The sequence below is a fragment of the Hydrophilobacter chitinilyticus genome, from assembly GCF_049860745.1.
Classification (GTDB): Bacteria; Pseudomonadota; Gammaproteobacteria; order Burkholderiales; family Burkholderiaceae_C; genus Rhodoferax_B.
Map to the genome: position 1 here is coordinate 5,701,865 of NZ_CP187561.1, position 22,665 is coordinate 5,724,529.

At 62.9% G+C, this 22,665-nt stretch carries 19 protein-coding genes; 12 read left to right on the plus strand and 7 right to left on the minus strand.

Features of this window, described 5'->3' with window-relative positions; all coding sequences use genetic code 11:
• Positions 1-56 precede the first annotated feature (56 nt).
• The gene (locus ACPWMG_RS25545) at positions 57-503 is read left to right on the plus strand and encodes an FKBP-type peptidyl-prolyl cis-trans isomerase (protein ID WP_483302274.1); all 447 of its coding nucleotides are present in this window, start codon (positions 57-59) and stop codon (positions 501-503) included.
• An 87-nt stretch (positions 504-590) separates the two neighbouring features.
• On the opposite strand, the gene ACPWMG_RS25550 is transcribed toward ACPWMG_RS25545, so the two are convergent.
• The gene (locus ACPWMG_RS25550) at positions 591-1,757 is read right to left on the minus strand and encodes a M14 family metallopeptidase (RefSeq protein WP_483302275.1); all 1,167 of its coding nucleotides are present in this window, start codon (positions 1,755-1,757) and stop codon (positions 591-593) included.
• 64 nt (positions 1,758-1,821) lie between these two features.
• Positions 1,822-3,927, minus strand: a complete 2,106-nt coding sequence (locus ACPWMG_RS25555; protein ID WP_483302276.1) for a putative bifunctional diguanylate cyclase/phosphodiesterase — start codon at positions 3,925-3,927, stop codon at positions 1,822-1,824.
• A gap of 186 nt (positions 3,928-4,113) precedes the next feature.
• On the opposite strand from ACPWMG_RS25555, the gene ACPWMG_RS25560 reads away from it, so the two are divergent.
• The 6 genes from ACPWMG_RS25560 (at position 4,114) to ACPWMG_RS25585 (ending at position 11,132) form a co-directional block, all read left to right on the plus strand.
• Positions 4,114-4,689 carry a phosphatidylglycerophosphatase A family protein gene (locus ACPWMG_RS25560; protein WP_483302277.1) on the plus strand — a complete coding sequence of 192 codons (576 nt, stop codon included), beginning with the start codon at positions 4,114-4,116 and terminating at the stop codon, positions 4,687-4,689.
• Positions 4,690-4,719: 30 nt separating this feature from the next.
• A complete protein-coding gene (locus ACPWMG_RS25565; RefSeq protein ID WP_483302278.1) occupies positions 4,720-5,241 on the plus strand; it encodes a CinA family protein in 522 nt (173 codons plus the stop codon).
• Between the two features lie 68 nt (positions 5,242-5,309).
• On the plus strand, positions 5,310-6,590 hold the full coding sequence (locus tag ACPWMG_RS25570; RefSeq protein WP_483302279.1) for a glutamate-5-semialdehyde dehydrogenase: 1,281 nt from the start codon (positions 5,310-5,312) through the stop codon (positions 6,588-6,590).
• Between the two features lie 51 nt (positions 6,591-6,641).
• Positions 6,642-7,544, plus strand: a complete 903-nt coding sequence (locus ACPWMG_RS25575; protein WP_483302280.1) for an amino acid ABC transporter substrate-binding protein — start codon at positions 6,642-6,644, stop codon at positions 7,542-7,544.
• Positions 7,545-7,705: 161 nt separating this feature from the next.
• Positions 7,706-9,007 carry a glutamate--cysteine ligase gene (gshA, locus tag ACPWMG_RS25580; RefSeq protein WP_483302281.1) on the plus strand — a complete coding sequence of 434 codons (1,302 nt, stop codon included), beginning with the start codon at positions 7,706-7,708 and terminating at the stop codon, positions 9,005-9,007.
• A gap of 256 nt (positions 9,008-9,263) precedes the next feature.
• A complete protein-coding gene (locus ACPWMG_RS25585; protein WP_483302282.1) occupies positions 9,264-11,132 on the plus strand; it encodes a potassium transporter Kup in 1,869 nt (622 codons plus the stop codon).
• A 3-nt stretch (positions 11,133-11,135) separates the two neighbouring features.
• On the opposite strand, the gene pabB is transcribed toward ACPWMG_RS25585, so the two are convergent.
• The 3 genes from pabB to nadC are packed head-to-tail and all read right to left on the minus strand — an operon-like array spanning position 11,136 to position 14,967.
• Complete coding sequence (pabB, locus tag ACPWMG_RS25590) at positions 11,136-12,893, minus strand: aminodeoxychorismate synthase component I (RefSeq protein ID WP_483302283.1); 1,758 nt, start codon at positions 12,891-12,893, stop codon at positions 11,136-11,138.
• Positions 12,894-12,902: 9 nt separating this feature from the next.
• The gene (gene nadA, locus ACPWMG_RS25595; protein ID WP_483302284.1) at positions 12,903-14,033 is read right to left on the minus strand and encodes a quinolinate synthase NadA; all 1,131 of its coding nucleotides are present in this window, start codon (positions 14,031-14,033) and stop codon (positions 12,903-12,905) included.
• 43 nt (positions 14,034-14,076) lie between these two features.
• Complete coding sequence (gene nadC / locus ACPWMG_RS25600; protein WP_483302285.1) at positions 14,077-14,967, minus strand: carboxylating nicotinate-nucleotide diphosphorylase; 891 nt, start codon at positions 14,965-14,967, stop codon at positions 14,077-14,079.
• Between the two features lie 215 nt (positions 14,968-15,182).
• Here nadC and ACPWMG_RS25605 point away from each other — a divergent pair, with 215 nt between their 5' ends.
• The gene (locus tag ACPWMG_RS25605) at positions 15,183-16,385 is read left to right on the plus strand and encodes a benzoate/H(+) symporter BenE family transporter (protein WP_483302286.1); all 1,203 of its coding nucleotides are present in this window, start codon (positions 15,183-15,185) and stop codon (positions 16,383-16,385) included.
• A 25-nt stretch (positions 16,386-16,410) separates the two neighbouring features.
• Positions 16,411-17,385 carry a glutathione synthase gene (gshB, locus tag ACPWMG_RS25610; RefSeq protein WP_483302287.1) on the plus strand — a complete coding sequence of 325 codons (975 nt, stop codon included), beginning with the start codon at positions 16,411-16,413 and terminating at the stop codon, positions 17,383-17,385.
• Positions 17,386-17,472: 87 nt separating this feature from the next.
• Here the strand turns inward: gshB and ACPWMG_RS25615 are convergent, their stop codons facing one another.
• Positions 17,473-17,928, minus strand: a complete 456-nt coding sequence (locus tag ACPWMG_RS25615) for a c-type cytochrome (protein ID WP_483302288.1) — start codon at positions 17,926-17,928, stop codon at positions 17,473-17,475.
• Between the two features lie 467 nt (positions 17,929-18,395).
• Here ACPWMG_RS25615 and ACPWMG_RS25620 point away from each other — a divergent pair, with 467 nt between their 5' ends.
• The 3 genes from ACPWMG_RS25620 to gcvA all read left to right on the plus strand — a co-directional run bounded on the left by ACPWMG_RS25620 (position 18,396) and on the right by gcvA (position 20,817).
• Positions 18,396-19,058, plus strand: coding sequence for a cytochrome b/b6 domain-containing protein (locus tag ACPWMG_RS25620; RefSeq protein WP_483302289.1), 663 nt, complete (start codon positions 18,396-18,398; stop codon positions 19,056-19,058).
• A 62-nt stretch (positions 19,059-19,120) separates the two neighbouring features.
• The gene (locus ACPWMG_RS25625) at positions 19,121-19,609 is read left to right on the plus strand and encodes a GNAT family N-acetyltransferase (RefSeq protein WP_483302290.1); all 489 of its coding nucleotides are present in this window, start codon (positions 19,121-19,123) and stop codon (positions 19,607-19,609) included.
• A 254-nt stretch (positions 19,610-19,863) separates the two neighbouring features.
• Positions 19,864-20,817 (plus strand): transcriptional regulator GcvA, encoded by a 954-nt coding sequence (gene gcvA / locus ACPWMG_RS25630; protein WP_483302291.1) that lies wholly within the window; start codon positions 19,864-19,866, stop codon positions 20,815-20,817.
• 42 nt (positions 20,818-20,859) lie between these two features.
• On the opposite strand, the gene ACPWMG_RS25635 is transcribed toward gcvA, so the two are convergent.
• Positions 20,860-22,644, minus strand: coding sequence for an IlvD/Edd family dehydratase (locus ACPWMG_RS25635; RefSeq protein WP_483302292.1), 1,785 nt, complete (start codon positions 22,642-22,644; stop codon positions 20,860-20,862).
• Positions 22,645-22,665: the final 21 nt, after the last annotated feature.

Genomic DNA, 22,665 nt, shown 5'->3' on the forward strand with positions numbered 1-22,665 from the left:
TCAACCTACCATCGTACGTTCGTTCCTTTATCCACCAGATCCACAAGAGGTATTTCTTGAAATCAATCACTTCCGCCATCCTCACCGGCGCCCTGGCCCTGTGTGCCTTGAGCACCACCGTTGCCCACGCGCAAGTCACCACGGCGGCAGATGCGGCCAAGGAACCCAGCGCCGTGGTCACGCCCAGCGGCCTGGTGTTTCGCTCGCTGAAAGACGGCCAAGGCGCCAGCCCCAAGGCCAGCGACAAAGTGAAGGTGCACTACCGTGGCACCTTCCTCGACGGCAAGGAGTTCGACAGCTCGTACAAGCGCGGCGAACCGATCTCGTTCCCGCTGAACGGCGTGATTCCGTGCTGGACCGAAGGCGTGCAAATGATGAAGATTGGCGGCAAGGCCAAGCTCACCTGCCCCGCCGCCATTGCCTACGGCGCACGTGGCGCCGGTGGTGTGATCCCGCCGAACGCCACGCTGCAGTTTGAAGTGGAATTGCTGGGCATCAACTAAGCTCGAATTTTTAAGCTTTTCGCTATAAAAAAAGCAGCTGCCTGCGCTTGACCACCAAGCGCAGGGGCTGCTTTTTTCTTGGCCGCTTTAACGCAACTTTGAGAGCACCGCCAACACCGGCTGCAGCACACTGGCGCCAAATTTGCGCGAGCGCTCGCCGCTCCAGCCCACCACGGGGTCGGGCAGGTCGGCGTTGTCTTTGAACGGCATCTCGATGGTGAAGGCCAGGCAGTCGAACTGCTGGCCGACCCAGTTGGTGGCGAGCGTTTTGTTGCCCTGGCCCGGTGCGGGCAGCGGGTAGCCGTGGGTGGTTTGGAAGTCGGGGCTGGCGGCCAGCCAGGCGGCTTTGAATTCTTTTTGCAAGCTGTCGATGCGCGGGCCGAAGCTGGCGCGGCCCTCCGTCCCCACCAGGAAGTTGTAGGGCAGGCCTTCGTCGCCATGCACGTCGAGCGACAGGTCCACACCGGTCGTGAGCATTTTTTGCCGCACCCAGAACACTTCGGGTGAGCGCTCCACCGTGGGCTCCAACCATTCGCGATTCAGGTTGGCGCCCACGGCGTTGGTGCGCAGGTTGCCGCGCACGGCGCCGTCCGGGTTCATGTGCGGCACCACGTAGAACTCGCAGCGCGCCAGCAGGGCACGGGCGACCGGGTCATCCACATCCAGCAAACGCTCCAAAAAGCCTTCGATGAACCACGAGGCCATGGTTTCACCCGGGTGCTGGCGGGCGATGAGCCACACCTTGCGCAAGGGTTCTGCCGTGGCCGTGTCGGTATCAGGCTGGCGGATGTGCAGCAGCGTCATCGGCCGGCCTTCGGTGGTCAGGCCCAGGTGCTCCAACCGCACTGCTTCAGATTGCTGCACCGAGCCGAAGAGGTCGAGCAAACGGTCGTAGGGGTAAGGTTCAAAGTAGGCGAAGTACACACAGTCGCCCTCGGCCACACATTCGGCGCACAGCTCGGTGCCGTCAAAGCTGGTGGGGATGCGCGTCCACTGCTCGCGGTCTACGCTCATCACCACTTGGTAGCCGTCCCAGCCTTTGGGGTAGGCGCATTGGCTGGCGTTCAAAAAGCGCAGGCGCAGCGCCTGGCCGGCCGCGCCGTACACGGCGAAGTAGAACCACTGGGCGAATTCGCTGGCGTTGTCCGGGCGTATGCGCAACTGGATGTCGCGCGGGTTGTCGACGCGCACCACCTCGATGGCGCCGCCGTCGAACTGGGTGTTGATATGGAGTTTGGGGACGATGGAAGTCATGGGGTCACGATTTAAAGCTGACGGGGAACAACCGCCAGCTTACGCCCAAATCAAGTCTGCAAAGCTAAGCTGCAGCTAATCCCCGCCCACCCAGCCAGGCCCGCGCGCCCAGCGCATCGACCGGGGGTGAATCCAGAAAGCCCTGGAAGTCATCACACCCCATGCCGCGCAGCAGGTCGGCCTGCGACTCGATCTCCACGCCTTCCGCCACGGTGCGCAGCTTCAAGCTACGCGCCATCTGGATCACCGCCGAGGCGATGGCCTGGTCGTCGTTGTCGCTGTGCATCTCACGCACAAACGAGCGGTCGATTTTCAGCTTGTCGATGGGGTAACGCTTCAGGTACGCGAGCGACGAGTAGCCGGTGCCGAAGTCGTCAATCGTCAGGCCCACGCCCAGGCGCTTGAGTGCGTGCAGGTTCTCCAGCACGGAGCTGCTGGAGTCCATCAACACCGACTCGGTCATCTCCAATTCGAGGAACGCCGGCGCCAGCCCCGACGTGCTGAGCGCACGCGTGACCACGCCCACCAGGTCGCGTTGTTTGAATTCAATGGCCGACAGGTTCACGGCCACCGGCACACGCAGCCAACCGGCGTCGTGCCAGGCTTTGATCTGGCAGCAGGCCTCGACCAACACCCACTGGCCAATGGCCTGGATGAGGCCACGCTCTTCGGCAAACGACACAAAGTCTTCCGGGCCCAGCAAGCCCAACTCGGGGTGTTGCCAACGCACCAAGGCCTCTACGCCCACAAGCTTGCTGTCCGACAAACGCCACTGCGGCTGGTAGTGCAGCACAAACTCTTTGTTGGCGATGGCCTCGCGCAATTGGTGTTCCAGGTGCAAGGCCCGAAAGGCGCGTTGAGACAGGCTGGCCGTGTAGAACTGGTAGTTGCCACGGCCCGTGTCTTTAGCGTGGTACATCGCGGCGTCGGCGTGGCGGCTGAGTTCGTCTACCGTGCTGCCGTCGTCGGGGAACATGGCGATGCCGATGGAAGGCGACACCGACACTTTGTGGCCTTCAAGGTGGATGACTTTCTTCACCGCGTCCAGCATTTTGGACGCTACTTGCACGGCGCTGTCGCGGCCACCAATGTCGGGCAGCACGATCAAGAATTCGTCGCCGCCCAAACGCGCCACCACGTCGGCCTTGCGCACACAGCCCACCAAGCGGCTGGCCACTTCGCAAAGAAGTTGGTCGCCCGCGTGGTGGCCCAGGGAGTCGTTCACCGTTTTGAAGTTGTCGAGGTCGATGAACAGCACGGCCAGCACCGATTGGTGGCGTTGCGCGGTTGCCAGGGAATGCTCCAGCCACTGGTTCAAGAAGCTGCGGTTGGGCAGGCCCGTCAGGGCGTCGTGCAGCGCCATGTGTTCCATGCGTTGCTGTGCGTCCTTGCGTGCCGTGATGTCGCGCACCACCGCAATCCGTTGCACTTCGCCCTTCACCACCAGCGTCTTGCCCACCATCTCGACCGGAATTTCACGGCCGCTGCGGTGCAGCAGCGCGGCCTCGTAGGGCTGTTCGTTACCCAGGCGGAGTTGCTCGGCCACGTGTTGGCGCCAGGCTTCGGCGATGAACTCGCCTGAGCGTCGGCCCTTCACCTCGTCCAGCGTGTAGCCCACCATGCGCAGCAGCGCCGCGTTCACATCGGTGATGCCGCTGTCTTGGTGGAAAACAATGCCCTCTTCCGTCACCTCGGCAAACTTGCGCATGCGCTCTTCGCTTTCACGCAGTGCCTGCTCTGCGCGAGCGTGGTGGCTGATGTCGTGCATCAGCACAAAGGCGCCAAGCTGCACACCGGCGGCATCCAGGTGCGGCAGCAGCGTGACTTCCAGGGTGATCTGTGTGCCGTTGCCGCGGGTGCGTTCGCGTTGGTAGGTCACGCGTTCGCCAAGGCTGGCACGCATCACATGGGGCTCTATCTCAGTCCAGACCTCGGGACCCACGGTGTCGCGCACGTGTTTGCCCAGAATGTCGTCACCGGCAAAACCGTGCTGCTCCACATAGGCGCGGTTGGCAAAGCGGCAACGCATGGAAGGGGTATCGAAATACGCCAGCAAAGCGGGCACTGCCTCCGTCAGCAATTGCAGTATCTCGACGCGATCGGCGCGATTGGCACGGTCGGCGCCGTCGCTCCCTCCAGCCCCCGGCACGGGCTCAACCATGTCCGCCATGGCACATCCTTGTGGTCTTGTTTTTCATGCAATTCAACCCTTGGGTTGCGGCCCTCTTTTCCGCCCTACCAGCACATCGTTTTCAGGATCTGTCGACCGTCAAGCTACGAAATGTGTAGCATGTTAACCCTGTTCTGTCTGCGCCACAGCACTATTTTCCCTAACATCTGGCGCCATAATCAGACCATGTCTGCCGCTGACCACCTTCCCGATACCGATCTTCCGCCCCCAATCGAGGCTCCCGCCAACCCTGCAGCGGCGGCACCCAGACGCGCCACTTCGCGCTTCATGTTCAGCCACCCGGCGCACGTCATCGCACTGGGTTTGGGCTCGGGCCTGAGCCCGTTTGCCCCGGGCACCGCTGGCACCCTGTGGGCTTGGCTGGCGTATCTGGTGATTTCGCCCTGGTTCACGCCCGCGCAGTTCGGCTGGTTTCTTTTGGTGTGCCTGGTGGTGGGCTGGTGGGCTTGCACGGTGTGCGCCCGCAACCTGCGCGTGGCCGACCCCGGCAGCATCGTCTGGGACGAAATCGTCGCCTTCTGGATCATCCTCTGGCTGGTCATGCCCACAGGTTTCGTGGGCCAACTGGTGGCCTTCGGCCTGTTCCGCTATTTCGACGCCGCCAAACCCGGCCCCGTGGCCTGGGCCGACAAGGCCTTCAAAGGGGTGGGCGCACGCGGTGGCTTCGGCATCATGTTTGACGACCTGGTGGCGGCGTTTTGTGCGCTGCTGGTGATCGCGCTGTGGAAGTTTTGGTTCTGAAATTCTTGTCCTGACGGAAGGTTTCTGGCGATGGCTGATACGCTACAAAATCATGAGCAGCTTGCGCAAGCCGAATGCGCTCTGCTGGCCGAATTGCTTCAAAACAACCAATGGCGCATGGCCACTGCCGAAAGCTGTACTGGCGGCTTGATCGCCGGGGCGTGCACCGAGTTATCAGGTTCCAGCAACTGGTTTGAGCGCGGCTTTGTCACGTACTCGAACGAAGCCAAGTCCGAGCTTCTGGGCGTCGACCCCGCCTTGATCCAGAACTACGGGGCCGTGAGCGAACAAGTGGCGCGCGCCATGGCCGTGGGCGCCATTCGGCGCTCGGAAGGCTTGGCGCAAGTGGCGGTGGCGGTCACCGGCGTGGCCGGGCCCACGGGCGGCAGCGCCGAGAAGCCGGTCGGCACGGTGTGGCTGGCGTGGTCGGTGCAGGGGCAGCTCAGCAGCGAGCGGCACCTCTTCCCCGGCGACCGGCGCGCCGTGCGCCAAGCCACCGTGTTGCAGGCGTTGCGGCGGCTGCGCGAGTTGGTGCAGGCCGCGCCCGGTTAGCCATCTCCGCCCCTGGGGATGCATGGCATTAATGCACACGGCCTGAAAATTGCAGCGAAAATAGGGTCATGAACGCCCTCAACATCGCCGAGTATTCGCAAACCCTGGGTTTGCAAGCCAAACAGGCCTCCGCGCATATGGCGCGTGCGAACGCAGCTACTAAAAACGTAGCCCTTCGCGCGTTGGCCGGTTTGCTGCGTAGCAATGTCGACGCCCTGCAGATCGACAACGCCAAAGACATCGCCCGCGCCCAAGCCGCCGGTTTGGCTGCGCCACTGGTGGATCGCTTGAAGCTCACACCCAAGGTTTTGGAAACCTGCGCGCTGGGCTGCGAGCAGCTCGCCGCCATGCCAGAGATCATTGGCGAAGTGGCCGGTCTGAAGCAGCAGCCCAGCGGCATCCGCGTGGGCCAGATGCGCGTGCCGATTGGCGTGTTCGGCATGATTTTCGAGAGCCGCCCCAACGTCACCATCGAGGCGGCGAGCCTGTCCATCAAGAGCGGCAACGCCTGCATCTTGCGTGGCGGCTCCGAAGCGATTGAATCTAACAAGGCCCTGGCGCTGCTGGTGCAGCAGGCGCTGGAAGCCGCCGGCCTGCCCGCCGAAGCGGTGCAACTGGTGCAAACCACCGACCGCGAAGTGGTGGGCCAGCTCATCACCATGCCGCAGTTTGTGGACGTGATCATCCCGCGCGGCGGCAAGAGCCTGATCGAGCGCATCAGCCGTGATGCCAAGGTGCCCGTCATCAAGCACCTGGACGGCAATTGCCACGTCTACGTGGACGACCCATGCGACATCGGCATGGCCGTGACCGTGGCCGACAACGCCAAAACGCAGAAGTACAGCCCTTGCAACGCCAGCGAAAGCCTGTTGGTGGCACGCGGCGTGGCCGCAGAGTTCTTGCCGCGCATCGGTGTGGTGTACGCTGCCAAGGGCGTGGAGATGCGTGGTTGCCCCGAGTCGCTGGCGCTGCTGGCCGCCGTGCCGGGCGCCAAGCTGGTGGCCGCCACCGAGCAGGATTGGTCGGAAGAATATCTGGCGCCCATCATCAGCGTGAAGCTGGTGGCCGGGGTGGATGAGGCTATTGCGCACATCAACCAATACTCGAGCCACCACACCGACGCCATCCTCACACGCGACCATATGCATGCGCAGCAGTTTTTGCGCGAGGTGGATTCGGCCAGCGTGATGGTCAACGCGAGCACGCGTTTTGCAGATGGTTTTGAGTACGGGCTGGGCGCCGAAATCGGCATCAGCACCGACAAGTTCCACGCGCGTGGCCCGGTCGGTTTGGAGGGGCTCACGTCCCTTAAATATGTGGTGCTGGGCGAGGGCGAGATTCGCTCCTGATGTTGGTTTTCTCCAGGGTTTTCTAAGTTCAACCTTTTCGACAGGACCGTGATGCAAGGCTTTTTGTGCAGATTGGGAGCATGGACCTCCATCACGGGAACGCTGTTGTTGGCAGCCCTGCCCGCCCAGGCCGACGTGCTGGACAAGCTGCGCAGCAGCGGCAGCATCACGCTGGCCTACCGCGACGCGTCCATTCCATTCTCGTACCTGGACGACCAGAAGAAGCCCATTGGTTACTCCATCGACCTGTGCCTGAAAGTGGTCGATGCCCTGCGCCGCGAGCTCAAGCTCGACAAGCTTGATGTGCAATACCTGCTGGTGACACCCGCCACCCGCATGGAGGCCATGACCAGCGGCCAGGCCCAGTTGGAGTGCGGCTCCACCACCAACAATCCCGAGCGGCGCAAAACGGTGGACTTCACCATTGCGCACTTCATCTCGTCGGTGCGTCTGTTGGTGCGCAGCGACTCCAACGTGAAAACCATCGACCAGTTGGCCGGCAAAAGCGTGGTCACCACCAAAGGCACCACAGCCGTGACCCTGGTACGCCGCGCCAGCGACGAACGCGGCCTGAAGCTGAACCTGCTGGAAGCGCCTGACCACGCCCAGGCCTTCAACACCGTGGTCGAGGGCAAGGCCGCCGCCTTTGCCATGGACGACGTGCTGCTGTCCGGCCTGCGCGCCAATGCGGCCAACCCCGCCGACTACACCCTGGCGGGCAAACCCATGAGCATGGAGCCTTACGCCATCATGCTGCCGCCGAAAGAAGCCGCGTTCAAAAAGCTGGTTGACCAAGAAGTGCGCCGCGTCATCTTGAGCGGTGAGATCACCGGCATGTACAACAAGTGGTTCCAGCAGCCGATTGCGCCCAAGGGCATCAACCTGGCGCTCCCCATGTCGTACCTGCTGAAAGACTCGTTCAAGTTCCCGAGCGACAAGGTCGACGCGTTCTGATGCCCCAACCTTCCCCGCGTGGGAAGCTAGGCGAGCATATTTTTCCGGTGTGGTGCTCTTGTTGAATCTGGCGAGTGGCCCCAGATAACAACGCTATCGTGGTGATTCGGCCCCCTGGGTCCTAGAATCACCTCTTCCCCCATCCCCGCCCAGAACACCGCATGGTTCCCCATCTTGTCACCGCCCTGACCGGGCCCATCAACGAGCTTGAGCAACGTGTGCTCGATTCCATGCCCGCGATCGAACGCTGGTTTCGCCTGGAGTGGATGGAGCACACGCCGCCGTTTTACGGTGCTGTGGACATCCGCAACGCGGGCTTCAAGCTTGCGCCGGTTGACACCAGCCTGTTCCCGCGCGGCTGGAACCACCTGACGCCACAACTGCTGCCGCTGGCGGTGCAGTCGGCCATGGCGGCGATTGAGAAGATTTGCCCCGAAGCCAAAAACCTGCTGCTCATCCCGGAGAGCCACCAGGCGCAAAACACCTTCTACCTGAGCAGTGTGGCGCAGTTGCAGCGCATCTTCCACATGGCGGGCTTGAACGTGCGCGTGGGCTCCATCAGCCCGGACATCAAGGAATCCACGCCGATCGCCCTGCCCAATGGCGACCAGATCGTGCTGGAGCCGGTGATCCGCAGCAAACGCCGCCTGGGCCTGAAAGACTTCGACCCCTGCACGATTCTGCTGAACAACGACCTGTCGGCCGGGGCTCCAGGCATTCTGGAAGACCTGCACGAGCAATACCTGCTGCCGCCGCTGCACGCCGGCTGGTCGGTGCGCCGCAAGAGCACCCACTTCCGCATCTACGAAGAAATTTCCAAGCGCTTTGGCAAGCTGCTGGGCATCGACCCCTGGTTGATCAACCCCATGTTCAACAAATGCGGTGAAGTCAACTTTGCCGATGGTTCGGGCATGGAATGCCTGACCGCCAACGTCGATGCGCTGTTGACCAAGGTGCGCCGCAAGTACAAGGAATACGGCATCAACGAGAAGCCGTTTGTCATCGTCAAGGCCGACGACGCCACCGACGGCATGGGCATCATGACCGTGCGCGACGTCAAAGACCTGGAAAGCCTGGGCCGCAAAGGCAAAACCAAAGCCAAGGCGGGCAAAGACGGCCAACCGCCGGTGCACGACGTCATCATCCAGGAAGGCGTGTTGACCAACGAACGTGTGCACGACGCCGTGGCCGAGCCCGTGGTCTACACCATGGACCGCTACGTGGTGGGCGGCTTCTACCGCATCCACGCCGACCGTGGCACCGACGAAGACCTGAACATCCCCGGCTCGCGCTACGTGCCCCTGGCCTTTGCCGAGAGCGCGATGATGCCGCAGTCTGGCGTGCGCCCCGGTGCCAGCGCACCCAACCGCTTCTACATGTACGGCGTGATCGCGCGCCTGGCCATGGTGGCGGCGAGCTACGAGATGGAAGCCACCGACCCGGACGCCGAGGTTTACGACTGATTTGCCGCCTGTCGCGGCCACGTGACCAGAGGGCCACGCTGCCGCGATGACGCAAACCCCGTCAAACACCGTTCCCAGACGAGAACTTCGGGCGAAACCAGCCGTCCGTCCAGTTGCTGCGTTGCAACACCGCCGCTGCTTTCCAAGCGTGGTTCAGGTGTGTTCCTTGCACCGGCGCGCCCGAAGCGCAAAATACACGCCTTCAAGTTACTAGAACCCCTTTGGCGCTGGCCCAGCCGCCCCTTGGGATCTGTTTGTGCAAAATTCAAAATCCTCGCTTGCGGCTTTGACCCTGGGCGCCATTGGTGTCGTGTACGGCGACATCGGTACCAGCGTGCTGTACGCGGTCAAAGAAGTCTTTGGCTCCGGCCATGTCCCCTTTACCCCTGAAAACGTCTATGGCGTGTTGTCCCTCTTCTTCTGGACACTCACCGTCATTGTTTCGCTGAAATACGTGGTGTTGGTGCTGCGCGCCGACAACAACGGCGAGGGCGGCCTGATCGCCATGCTCGCACTGGCCTCGCAGGCCGTCAAAGACCGGCCGGTGCTGCGCCGCCGGTTGCTGCTGGTGGGCATTTTCGGCACCTCGCTGTTTTATGGCGATGGCGTGATCACGCCGGCCATTTCCGTGCTGTCGGCCGTCGAAGGTTTGGAAGTCATTTCACCGGCCTTCCACAAAGCTGTGATCCCGATGACGCTGGCCGTGTTGTTTGGCCTGTTTGCGGTGCAAAAACACGGCACCGCCGGCATCGGCAAGTTTTTTGGCCCGATCACACTGCTGTGGTTTTGCACCATTGCGCTGCTGGGCGTGAAGCACATCGCGCACAACCCGGAAATTCTGTGGGCCCTGAGCCCGCACTACGCTCTGGGTTTCATGTTCGACAACCCCGGCACCACCTTCATCATCTTGGGCGCCATCGTGTTGTGCGTGACCGGCGCCGAAGCGCTCTACGCCGACATGGGGCACTTTGGCAAGAAGCCGATCCGCCTGGCCTGGTTCTCCATCGCCATGCCGGCCCTGACCATGAACTACTTTGGCCAGGGCGCACTGCTGCTGCAAAACCCCGAAGCCGTGAAAAACCCGTTCTACATGATGGCCCCCGACTGGGCCTTGGTGCCACTGGTGCTGCTGGCCACCTTGGCGGCGGTGATCGCATCGCAAGCGCTGATCACCGGCGCGTTCAGCGTGACCAAGCAGGTGGTGCAACTGGGCTACCTGCCGCGCCTGAACATCCAGCACACCAATGTGAAAGAGGCCGGGCAAATCTACATTCCGTTCGTCAACTGGGCGCTGTTCGTGGCGATTGTGTTGGCCGTGGTGATGTTCAAGTCGTCGAGCAACCTGGCCTCGGCCTACGGCATTGCGGTGTGTACCGACATGCTGATCACCACCATCCTCACCTTCTACGTGGTGCGCTTCCGCTGGAACTACCCACTGTGGTTGTGCCTGATGGCCACCGGCTGGTTCTTCCTGGTGGACTTTGCTTTCTTCGCATCCAACCTGATGAAGCTGTTTGACGGCGGCTGGTTCCCGTTGCTCATCGGCGGCGTGATCTTCACGCTCATGCTCACCTGGAAACAAGGTCGCGCGCTGATCAACGAGAAGCTGCGCTCCGATGCCATCGACCTGCCGAGTTTCTTGGAAGCGGTGTTCGTGAGCCCGCCCGCGCGCGTAGAGGGCACGGCCGTGTTCTTGACCAGCGAAGTGGGCACCGTGCCCAACGCGCTGCTGCACAACCTGAAGCACAACAAGGTACTGCACGAGCACAACCTGTTCGTCACCGTACGCAACCACGAGGTGCCATGGATCGGCATGGACAAGCGCCTGGAAATCGAAGCCCTGGGCCACGACTGCTGGCAGGTGAAACTGCACTACGGCTTTAAAAACGACCCCGACGTGCCCAAAGCGCTGGAGCAAATCAAGGGCCGTGGCTGCGAGCTGGAGCACATGACCACCAGCTACTTCCTGTCACGCGACACCGTGGTGCCCACCATCGGTAGCGGCATGGCGCCGTGGCGCGAAAAACTGTTTGCGCAGATGCACCGCAACGCGGGTGCGGCTGCCGACTTCTTGATGCTGCCGAGTAACTCGGTGGTCGAGCTGGGCTCGAAGATTGAAATCTAAGCTTTAGGACGGCAGCAGCTCGGCTGGAATCCAGCCGCGCAAGCTGTTGACGAAAGCCAAGGCCTGGACACGCGACAGGTCTTGCAGCGTGACCACCGCTTCCGCCACACGCCCCTCACGCAGAGCCTGCGCGCGGCCCACGCCATTGAGCAAGCCACACTGCAAAGGCGGCGTGACCCAGCGGCCATCGAGCAGCAACGCGATGTTGCCGCGTGTGCACTCGGTGATCTCGCCCGCAGGGTTCCACAACAGCATGTCGAACGCACCCGGTTTCGTCGGCGCCAAAGCGTCGTAGTGCGCTCGGCGCGTGGTTTTGAAGCGCACAAACTCGGTGTGCGCCTCGATCAGCGGCCGGTCTGCCAGTTGCAGTTTGACTTGTGCAGGCGAAGCCTCCAACGCATACCCCTCGGCTGTGGCGTGGCCTTGCGCATCGAGCAACAAGCGAATCCGCCAAGCGCCCTGCGCGCGGTGCACGGCCTGCAGCGCCTGGCGTACGTGGGCGTCGTTGAATGGGCGACCAAAGTGCGCGGCGGCAGCAGCTAAGCGCGCCAAATGGGCTTCACCGTTACGCAGCGTGCCGTCCACCAGCGCCAGCGTTTCCAGCAGCGCGAATGACGCACTCGCACGCTGCACAAAGGCTTGTTTGTTCTGCCACTCGCGCCACTCGCCTTCGGCCGTGGCGTCGGCCGTGATGCCGCTGCCAATGCCGCAGCGCGCGGCGTCACCTTGCAGGGTCACGGTGCGGATCGGCACGTTGAACGTGGCGCGGAACTGGCCTAGCCCATCGGGCCGCACCACACCCAGCGCACCGCAGTACACACCACGCGGCGCGGGCTCGAGCGAGCGGATCATGCGCATGGCTTGCACCTTAGGCGCGCCCGTGACGGAGCCACAGGGGAACAGCGCCGTAAACACATCCACCAGCGTGCAGCCGGGGCGTGTGCGGGCGGCGACATCGGACGTCATTTGCCACACCGTGGGCAGCGCTTCGGTCTGGAACAGCTTGGGCACGGTGACGCTGAAGGGCTCGGCCACACGTGACATGTCGTTGCGCAGCAGGTCGACAATCATCACGTTTTCGGCACGCTCTTTGGGCGACTCGCGCAGGTGCGCCGCCAGCGCCGCGTCTTCAGTGGCGTCGTCGCTGCGCGGGGCCGTGCCCTTCATCGGGCGGGCAAGCAATTCGCCACCACGCCAGTCGAAAAAAAGCTCGGGCGAGACCGACAACACGTGGTGCTCACCGTAGTCCAGTGCCATGGAATAACCACCCGGTTGCGCCTTTTGCAGGGCCTCAAACAAGGCACGCGGCTGGCCGCTGAAATGCCCCAGCATGGCAGCGGTGTAGTTGACCTGGTAAAGCTCGCCGTTGCCGATGGCCTGCAGCAACGCTGCCATCGAACGGTCGAAGTCGGCGCGTGGCAAGAAGCCCTGCCAATCGATGCGCGCGGCCTCTGCTGTGGTTGCGGTGGAGCTTTCGGGCCATGGCAGCGCCGCATCAAACACCATGAACGACGCCAACGGCCCATCGGGCTGGTGCACCTGCAGCGCCGCATCAAAAGCCGGCGCGGCTTCGTAGCGCACATAACCCACGCACCACTGGCCCTGCTCGGCAGCGGCCTGCACGGCAGCCAGCACCGGCTGCACCTCCGCTAGCGTGTGCGCCACCAAATGCTGGCGCGGCGCCGCAAAGGCGTGGCGTAAGCGCGGGCCGTGTGGTTGGCGAGGGTCGCTGAAGTCGATCAGCGCGCGGATGGGGTCCATGCCAGAAGTTTAGGCCGCGCCGATGTGCGGTACCAGTGCGCCCACGGGCTGGCCGTTTTTCAGGGCGGCGGTAAAGGCCAGCATGCGGTCGATGGGCACACGGGCACGCAGGCCGAGGTCTGGGTTCACCAGCACTTCGTTGGCGCCGGTTTCCAGCACCCGCGCCACATCGGCCAGGCTGTTCATGGCCATCCACGGGCAATGCGCGCAGCTTTTGCACGTGGCGCTGTTGCCGGCGGTGGGCGCTTCAATAAAGGTTTTGCCGGGGTTCAGGCTGCGCAGCTTGTGCATCATGCCGTTGTCGGTGGCCACGATGAAAGTACTAGCGTTCATCTCGCGTGCGGCTTTGAGCAGTGCCGAGGTGGAACCCACGGCATCAGCCAGCGCCACCACGTCGGCGGGCGACTCGGGGTGCACCAGCACTTTGGCGTGTGGGTGCTCAAGCTTCAAGGCTTCGAGTTCAAAGGCCTTGAACTCGTCGTGCACGATGCACGAGCCGCGCCAGAACACCATGTCGGCGCCGGTTTCGCGCTGGATGTAGTCGCCCAGATGTTTGTCGGGTGCCCACAGAATTTTGTGCCCCTGCGCCTTCAGCGCATTGACCACGTCCAGCGCGCAACTGGAGGTGACCAGCCAGTCGGCGCGGGCCTTCACCTCGGCGCTGGTGTTGGCGTAGACCACCACGGTGCGGTCGGGGTGGGCGTCGCAGAAGGCATTGAACGCGTCGATGGGGCAGCCCAGGTCGAGTGAGCAATTGGCGCCGAGGTCTGGCATCAAGATGCGTTTGTGGGGCGACAAAATTTTTGCCGTCTCGCCCATGAAGCGCACCCCAGAGACCACCAGCGTCTGTGCGGCGTGGTCGCGGCCAAAGCGTGCCATCTCCAGCGAGTCGCTCACCAGACCGCCGGTTTCTTCGGCCAGGTCTTGCAGATCGGGGTGCACGTAGAAGTGCGACACCATCACGGCGTTCTGCTCTTTCAGCAGGCGGCGGATGCGCGCCTTCAGCGCCACACGCTCCTCTTGGCTCGGCTCGACCGGCACACGCGCCCAGGCGTGGCGCGGGGCGCAGGTGGCGCCAGTTTCTTCGGTGACGAGCACGGTGTCCGGCTGCTCGTATTCCACGGTCATCAGATCTTGCATAACGTTCGAGAGCGGTGTGGCCAGCGGCCCATCACTGGGAAGATTAAAGGTCTTGGAAGCGCATCGAGAAATCGGTGGCCTTGACGTCTTTGGTCAAGGCGCCCACCGAGATGCGGTCGACACCGGTCTGCGCCAGCGCGGGCAGACTCTCCAGCGTGACGCCGCCCGAAATTTCGAGCACCGCACGTTGCTCGCCGCGCAGTGTGTTGCGGCGCACGGCTTCATGCAGATCGGCCAGCGGCATGTTGTCGAGCAGCAGCATGTCGGCGCCTGCGGCCAGGGCTTCGTCCAGCTCGGCCAGGGTCTCGACTTCAATCTCCACAAAGCTCGCGCGTTGGGTGATGTCGGCAGAGGCCGCCACCTGGCGCATCACGGCGGTGATGCCACCGGCTGCGGCAATGTGGTTTTCTTTGACCAGCACCGCGTCGAACAAACCAATGCGGTGGTTGGTGCCGCCGCCCGTGCGCACGGCGTACTTTTGCGCCAAGCGCAGGCCGGGCAAGGTTTTGCGCGTGTCGACAATCTGGGTTTGGGTGCCCTGCACCGCCTGCACATGCAGCGCGGTGCGACTGGCCACCGCGCTCAGCAGTTGCAGAAAGTTCAGCGCCGTGCGCTCGGCGCTGAGCAGTGCACGCGCGTTGCCTTCGATCTCCAGCACCACTTGGTTGACGGCGCAGGTTTCGCCTTCGCCCACATGCCATTGCAAGCGGGCCGAGGGGTCGAGATGGCGAACGGTGGCTTCCACCCACGGCGCGCCACACAACACGGCGGCTTCGCGTGCCAGGATCTTGGCGTGGGCGCGGCGGTGGGGGTCGACCAGAGCGGCGGTCAGGTCGCCGGCGCCGATGTCTTCTGCGAGGGCCCGGGCCGCGTCAGCCTGGGCGAGTTGTGCCACGTGGGTGGCCGAGAAATCAAAAACGTTTGTCTGCGTCATATTCTTGTTAAGAGCGATATGGGCTGGTTGGGGCTCATGGGGCCTCGTCCAGCCTCGCTCATCGCGTTTCTACCCTTGACGCCTTCATCGTGCATCATCGATGAGCCATCGGGCGACTCAAGGGCCTGCATTAGACACCAGAACGAAAACCACCCCTGCTGCGCTCGGGCTTGGTGGGCCGGCAAGACGCAGCCTGCCACGGCACAATCGCGGCCATGCGATTTATAAGAGACATCAATCTGTCGGCCTTCACCGCCGGCTTCGTGGCGGTGCTGGTGGGCTTCACCAGTTCGGTCGCCATCGTGTTCCAGGCGGCGCAAGCGTTTCAGGCCACGCCCGAACAAATCACTTCTTGGATGTGGGCCTTGGGCCTGGGCATGGGGCTGTGTTCGGCGCTGCCGTCGCTGTGGCTGCGCAAGCCGGTGATGGTGGCCTGGTCGACCCCCGGCGCGGCGGTACTGGCCACGGCGGGCGTGGCGGGCGGCTTCAACATGGGGCACGCCGTGGGCGCGTTCATCGTCTGCGCGGGCTTGATCACGCTCTGCGGCGTGACCGGTTGGTTCGAGCGCATCATGCGGCGCATCCCGGTGGCGCTGGCCTCGGCATTGCTGGCGGGGGTGCTGGCGCGGTTTGGCTTGCAGGCGTTTACCGCTGCGCAAACCGCGTTGCCGCTGGTGGTGCTGATGTTGATGGTCTACCTGCTGGGCAAACGCCTGGCGCCGCGCTACGCGGTGGTCGCCACACTGCTGGTGGGCATTGTGTATGTGGCGCTGCGCGGCCAGTTGGCCACCGGCAGCCTGGTGTTGGAGTTGGCGCGGCCGGTGTTCATCTGGCCCGAGTTCAGCATCAGCGCCGTCATCAGCCTGGCGCTGCCTTTGTTTGTGGTGACCATGGCCTCGCAAAACCTGCCCGGTGTGGCGGCCATTCAAGCGGCCGGTTACGGAGGGCCCGACGGCATTCCGATTTCCAAGGTGATCACGCTCACCGGTGTGGCGGGTTTGCTGCTGGCACCATTCGGCGCGTTTGCGCTGAACCTCAGCGCCATCACCGCCGCCATTTGCATGGGCCGCGAGGCGCATGAAGACGCGAATAAACGCTACACCGCTGCCGTGGCGTGTGGTTTGATTTACGTGGTCATTGGCATCTTTGGCGCCACCGTCACGGGCTTGCTCACGGCCTTTCCCAAAGAGCTGGTGGCGGCGATTGCCGGGCTGGCGTTGCTGGGCACCATTGGCAGCGGTTTGGCACAAGCGGTGAAGGACGAGCCCACGCGCGAGGCCGCACTCATCACTTTTTTGGTCACGCTCAGCGGCGTGGTAATAGCCGGTATCGGCTCGGCCTTTTGGGGGGTGGTGGCCGGCGTGCTGGCGCTTTTTGTGCAACAGTACGCGCGTAAACCAAGGGCCGACGTCGCCTGAGAACCTCTAACCCATAGGCTTGTTCATGAATATTCTGTTTGTCGCCGACCCGCTCGAGTCCTTCAAGATCTACAAGGACACCACTTTCTCGATGATGCGCGAAGCGCAGCGCCGCGGCCACACCATCACCGCCTGCGAGCCGCAGCACATGGTGTGGCAGCGTGGCGACGTGGTGCGCGCCAAAGTGCGTGACATCCACCTCACCGGCGATGCCGACAACTGGTTCACCGAAAGCGCGCCACTCACGGGCGAACTAACCGGCGAAGCCACGCGCCCGCTGAAAGACTTTGGCGCCGTGATCATGCGCAAAGACCCACCGTTTGATTCCGAGTACTTCTACTCCACACACTTGCTGGAGCAGGCCGAGCGCGAAGGCGCCAAGGTGTTCAACAAGCCACGGGCCTTGCGCGACCACCCCGAGAAGCTGGCCATCATGGAGTTTCCGCAGTTCATCGGCCCTACGCTGGTGACGCGCAGCGCCGACGACATTCGCCGCTTCCACGCCGAGCACCAAGACATCATCTTGAAGCCGCTGGACGGCATGGGTGGCATGGGCATCTTCCGCGTCAAGGCCGATGGCTTGAACCTGGGCAGCATCATCGAGACGCTGAACAAAAACGGCAGCGAAAGCGTGATGGTGCAGAAGTTTCTGCCCGAGATCGACAAGGGCGACAAACGCGTGCTGGTGATCGGCGGCAAGCCCGTGCCGTTCTGCCTGGCGCGCATTCCCCAAGGCGGCGAAGTGCGCGGCAACCTGGCGGCTGGCGGCAAGGGCGTGGCGCAACCACTGTCGGCGCGTGACCGCGAAATCGGCGAAGCGCTCGGCCCCATCTTGTTGGCGCGCGGTTTGTTGCTGGCCGGCGTGGACGTGATTGGCGACTACGTGACCGAAATCAATGTCACCAGCCCAACGTGCTTTCAAGAGATCCACGACCAGACGGGTTGTGATGTGCCAGCGCTGTTCATCGATGCGCTGGAGCAAGCACTGGCTTCCAAGTAAATCGGCCTTTTGCGCCTGGTGAATGAAGCGCAAAGCAAAAGCCCCACGGTGTCAAAACCGTGGGGCTTTTTAATTCAACGCGGCAGCTTACTGCGTGCGGAAGCTGTCGTGGCAAGCCTTGCAACTGGCGGCTGTGGTGCCGAAGGCGGCTTTCAGCGCATCCACGTTGCCCATCTTGGCGGCAGCGGCGAGCTTGCCGGTTTCAGCGATCAGCTTGTCGCTGTGCTCTTTGAACTTGGCTTGCTCGGTCCAGATTTCGGGCTTGGCACCGGTTTTGGCCGCCTTGTCGGTGCCGGGGCCGAAAGCCGCCCAAGGCAACTTGGCCATTTCGGCCACGATGTCGGCATTCTCTTGCGCCGCCTTGGCGTCAAAAGGCACACGGCCGTTGGCCATGGCGCCCACGCGGCCAAAGTGTTGGGCCATCACAAACAACGCGCTTTGGCGGTATTTGATGGCGTCTTCCGGCTTGGCAAACTGGGCCGAGGCTGGCGCGCTTGCGGCCACTGCGGCGGCGGCCAATACAAACGAGGCAAGAGTCTTCATAGGCTGTCTTTCGTGGGTGGTTGATTTGTAGAACGTGTTTACGATCCCCGTGGGGCCGCGCAGGTACCTTATCGGGATGCACTGCTAGGCGCAAAACCCAAGCCAAGGCTTGTGCCTTGGCTGGTTTTGTAACGCCGCAGGGCGCCCGATAAGGTACCTGCCCTCCGGGTTAGGGTGAAATCGGGCGATTTGTCTGCCATAGCCCTTGCATGGGCAGGGAGCCCATGCTGCGGTCTCTGACAATCAACTCATCCCGATTGCACCCCAACGCGACCCCACGGGGATCGCAAACACGTTCTTTGTGCTGCTGACAAGACTAACGGTACGGAGTGTCTTTGTTGTTAAAAGTTCTGTTGCCAAAACGAATCCAAGCAAACGGCTGGGACACTGCGCGCACCGCGCAATTTACCTGTATTTGAGGCAACATGCGTGCCAAAGTAACAGGGAACTTACAAGGAATCTCCACGATGCAATACCTCGTCCGAGTGTGGGACTTGCCCACCCGTCTCTTTCATTGGTCTTTGGCCGCCTGCGTGATCGGCCTGGTGGTCACCGCCAAAGTGGGTGGCGACGCCATGGTCTGGCACTTCCGCCTGGGTTATGCGGTGTTGGCGCTGCTGGCGTTTCGCCTGGTGTGGGGTTTGGTGGGCGGTCATTGGTCGCGTTTTGCCAACTTCATTTATTCGCCCGCTTCCGTCTTGCGCTACCTGCGCGGCCAAGGTGAGCCGGCGCATTCTGTGGGCCACACGCCACTGGGCGCTGGCTCGGTTTTTGCGCTGCTGCTGGTGCTGGCCGTGCAAGTGGGCAGCGGCCTCATCAGCGACGACGAGATTTCATTTGCCGGCCCGTTGACGCGTTTTGTGCCCAACGCCACCGTGAGCCTGGCCACCTGGTACCACAAGGCCGTGGGCCAGTGGTTGGTGATTGGCTTGGTGGTGTTGCACCTGGTAGCCATCGCTTTCTACGTGTGGCGCAAAAAGCAGCTGGTCAAACCCATGGTGGTGGGCGACAAGGTGCTCGACCACCCCGAACAATCTTCGCGCGACGACGCCGTGGCCCGCATCGTGGCCTTGGTGGTGATTGGCCTGACTGCGGCGGGCACGGCGTGGCTGGTGAGCTTAGGCGGTTGAAAGAGAACAAAGTGCTGGGCTAAACTGAAACCGTTCTTCCACTGCATAGGCGTTTTGTTGTTTTGAATACCCCGTCCGTCACCTTCCACACCCCTGCAACGGCTGAAGAATGGGAGGCCACGCGCGCCATCTTCAAAGAGTACGCGGCGCAACTGGCGGTAGACCTGTGTTTTCAATCTTTCGACGAAGAACTCGCCAACCTGCCCGGTGAATACGACGCCCCGCGCGGCGCGTTGTTGCTGGCACTGGTGGACGGCGCAGTGGCCGGCTGCGTGGCGCTGCGCCCGCTGGACGACGTGGACTACCCCAACGCCTGCGAGATGAAACGCCTGTACGTGCGCCAAGCCTTTCGCGGCATGGGCCTGGGCCGCCAGCTGGCCGAAGCCATCATGGACGAGGCCCGCGCCAACGGCTACGACCGCGTGCTGCTCGACACGCTGGACGACATGGAAGCCGCCCGCGCGCTGTACGACGACCTGGGCTTCGTCGACATTCCGCCCTACTACCACAACCCCATTGCCGGGGCGCACTACCTCAAGGCCGAGATCTAGGCTGCCCGGGTTTGGCGCGCAGCCATGCGCGAACCCTTTTGACGATTCCACACCCGGCGTAAAACACGCCGCCAAACCGCCACGCGCCTGCGCCGTCTGCGTGTTGCTGGTGCGCTCACGTTGCCGCCATTGCCGATATCGCTCACCTGGCAAATGATGAGAAAATCTATAAAACTCTTTTCGGGTTGATGTCGCATGCCGCAGATGCTATTTGCGGCGTGGCTTCATGAATATCGACGAATTCTTGCTAAACCATGAGTTCTATTCATTCCAAAACACCTAACCCCGTCGCTACACCTGGCCGCCGCCTGCCCCCGCTGAACATGCTGCGCGCGTTTGAAGCCGCCGCACGGCTGGAAAGCGTGACCCGCGCCGCGCAAGAGTTGAGCGTGACGCAAAGCGCGGTGAGCCACCAGATCAAGGCTTTGGAAGCCTGGCTCGGCGTGACGCTGGTGCAGCGCGTGGGCCGCAAGCTGGCCCTGACCGATTTAGGCGCGGCCTATCTGCCAGGTTTGAGCGATGCTTTTGAGCGCATGGCCCAAGCCACCGCGCGGCTGGAGCGGCTGACGCGGCGCCACACCCTCAGCGTCAACTCCACCTCCACGCTGGCCTCGCAATGGCTCATTCCCCGGCTGTCGGCTTTCTGCGCGCAGGTGCCGGCGGTCGACGTGCAGTTGGTGACCACCGCCAGCCTCACCGAGTTCGACCCCGCCGCGTTCGACATTTCCATTCGCTGCTTCACGCCGGATGAGCTACACAAAACCCAAATCCGGCCCGCTTGGCGCGGCGTGACCTGCGGCGCGTTTCTACCCGATCAACTCACACCCGTGTGCAGCCCCGCCTGGCTCGCCGCCAACACACCGGGGCCCAAGACCCCAGCAGACCTGGCGCACTACACGCTGCTGCACAGCCGCTCCAACCCCCAGGCCTGGCCCGACTGGCTAGAAGACGCCCAAGTCCAGCACCTGCAGGGCAAAAACGAACTGGTGTTCGACCACATCCACCTGGCCGTGCAGGGCGCCATTCAAGGCCTAGGCATCGGCCTCGGCAACCCGCATTTCTTGGTGGACGAGTTGGCCAGCGGCCTTTTGGTGATGCCGTTTGCGGAGCGCGTCACCGACAAAAAAAGCTACCACTGGATCTTGTCGCCGCAGGCCGCGCAGCGGCCCGAAGCCGTTGCATTTTGCGAATGGCTGGCCACCAGTTGATGACTTGACCACAGGTACAAAAAACCCAGGCGCTCAGTGGCCTCAATGGTTATGGCGCGGCGGCGTATTCGCCACCCCACGGTACTTCACCGCCAACTCCATGCAGGCACCTGACTGCAACTGCCCCACGGTAGAGCGGTAGATTTCTTGCCACGGGGTTTGGCTTGGGCGAATGGGAATGGGCGGCTCGGCTTTACGGGCCGCCAGCACGTCGTCCGCCACCAGCATGTCGCAACGGCCGGTGGTCAAGTCCACACGAATCGTGTCGCCGGTGCGCAGCAAAGCCAGGCCACCACCCACGGCACTTTCGGGCGATGCGTTCAAGATGGACGGGCTGTCTGACGTGCCAGACTGCCGCCCGTCGCCCAGCGTGGGCAAGCTGCTGATGCCGCGCTTGAGCAGCGCGTCTGGCGGCTGCATGTTCACCACTTCGGCCGAGCCCGGCCAGCCCACGGGGCCAGCACCTCGGATCACCAGAATGCAGTTTTCGTCGATGTTCAGCGCGGGGTCGTTGATGCGCGCCTGGTAGTCGTCCGAGTCTTCAAACACGATGGCGCGGCACTCGAACTGATCCTCGTGGCCGGGCTGGCTCAAGTAGCGCGCGCGAAACTCGTCGGAGATCACGCTGGTCTTCATGATGGCAAAGTCGAACAGGTTGCCACTGAGCACCATGAAACCGGCCTGCGTTTTCAGCGGTTGCTCGAACGTGCAAATCACCTCGCGGTTATTCGCTTCGCGCCCCTGCAGGTTCTCACGCATGGTCTTGCCTGTCACCGTAGCGCGCGCGCTGCGCAACAGCCCCACACGCTCAAGCTCGTACATCACCGCCGGCACACCGCCCGCGCGGTGGAAGGCTTCGCCTAAGTATTTTCCAGCCGGCTGCATGTTCAACAGCAGCGGCACATTAAAGCCAAACTCGGTCCAATCGCTGGGGCGCAAATCCACACCGGCATGCCGCGCCATGGCCATCAAATGGGGCTGCGCATTGGTGGAGCCGCCAATCGCGGCGTTAACCACAATCGCGTCCAGAAACGCGTCGCGCGTCAAGATGGACGAGGGCCGAATGTCCTCCATCGCCAGCGCCACAATGCGTTTGCCGGTTTCATAGGCGATCTGCCCGCGCTCGCGGTACGGCGCCGGAATGGCCGCACAGCCCGTCAACGAAAGCCCCAACACTTCAGCGATGGCGTTCATGGTGGACGCCGTGCCCATGGTGTTGCAATGGCCGACCGACGGCGCGGACGCGGTGGCGATGTCGAGGAACTTGGCCTCGTCGATCTTGCCCGCAGCCAACAGCTTGCGGCTCTTCCAGATGGCCGAGCCCGAGCCCACCAGTTCGCCTTCAAACCAGCCGTCCAACATCGGCCCGCCCGACAACACCATCGCCGGCAAATCCATGGTCGCCGCCGCCATCACTTGCGAAGGTGTGGATTTATCGCAGCCCGTGGTCAACACCACCGCATCCAGCGGGTAGCCGTGCAGAATTTCCACCAGGCCCATGTAGGCCAGGTTGCGGTCGATCGCGGCTGTGGGGCGTCGGCAATTCTCAAACGTGGGGTGCACCGGGAATTCCATCGCAATGCCACCGGCATCGCGAATGCCCTCGCGCACACGCTTGGCCAGTTCCAGGTGCACGCGGTTGCAGGGGTTCAGGTCGCTGCCCGATTGCGCAATGCCGATGATGGGCCGACCCGAGCGCAACTCGGCCGGGGTGATGCCGTAGTTCATGAAGCGCTCAAGGTACAGCGCGGTCAGGTCAATGTGGTCGGGGTTGTCGAACCAGTCTTGCGAGCGAAACCGGCGAACCGGGCGGGCGTCATTTGTCATTTTTTATTCCTAGCCGCCGAA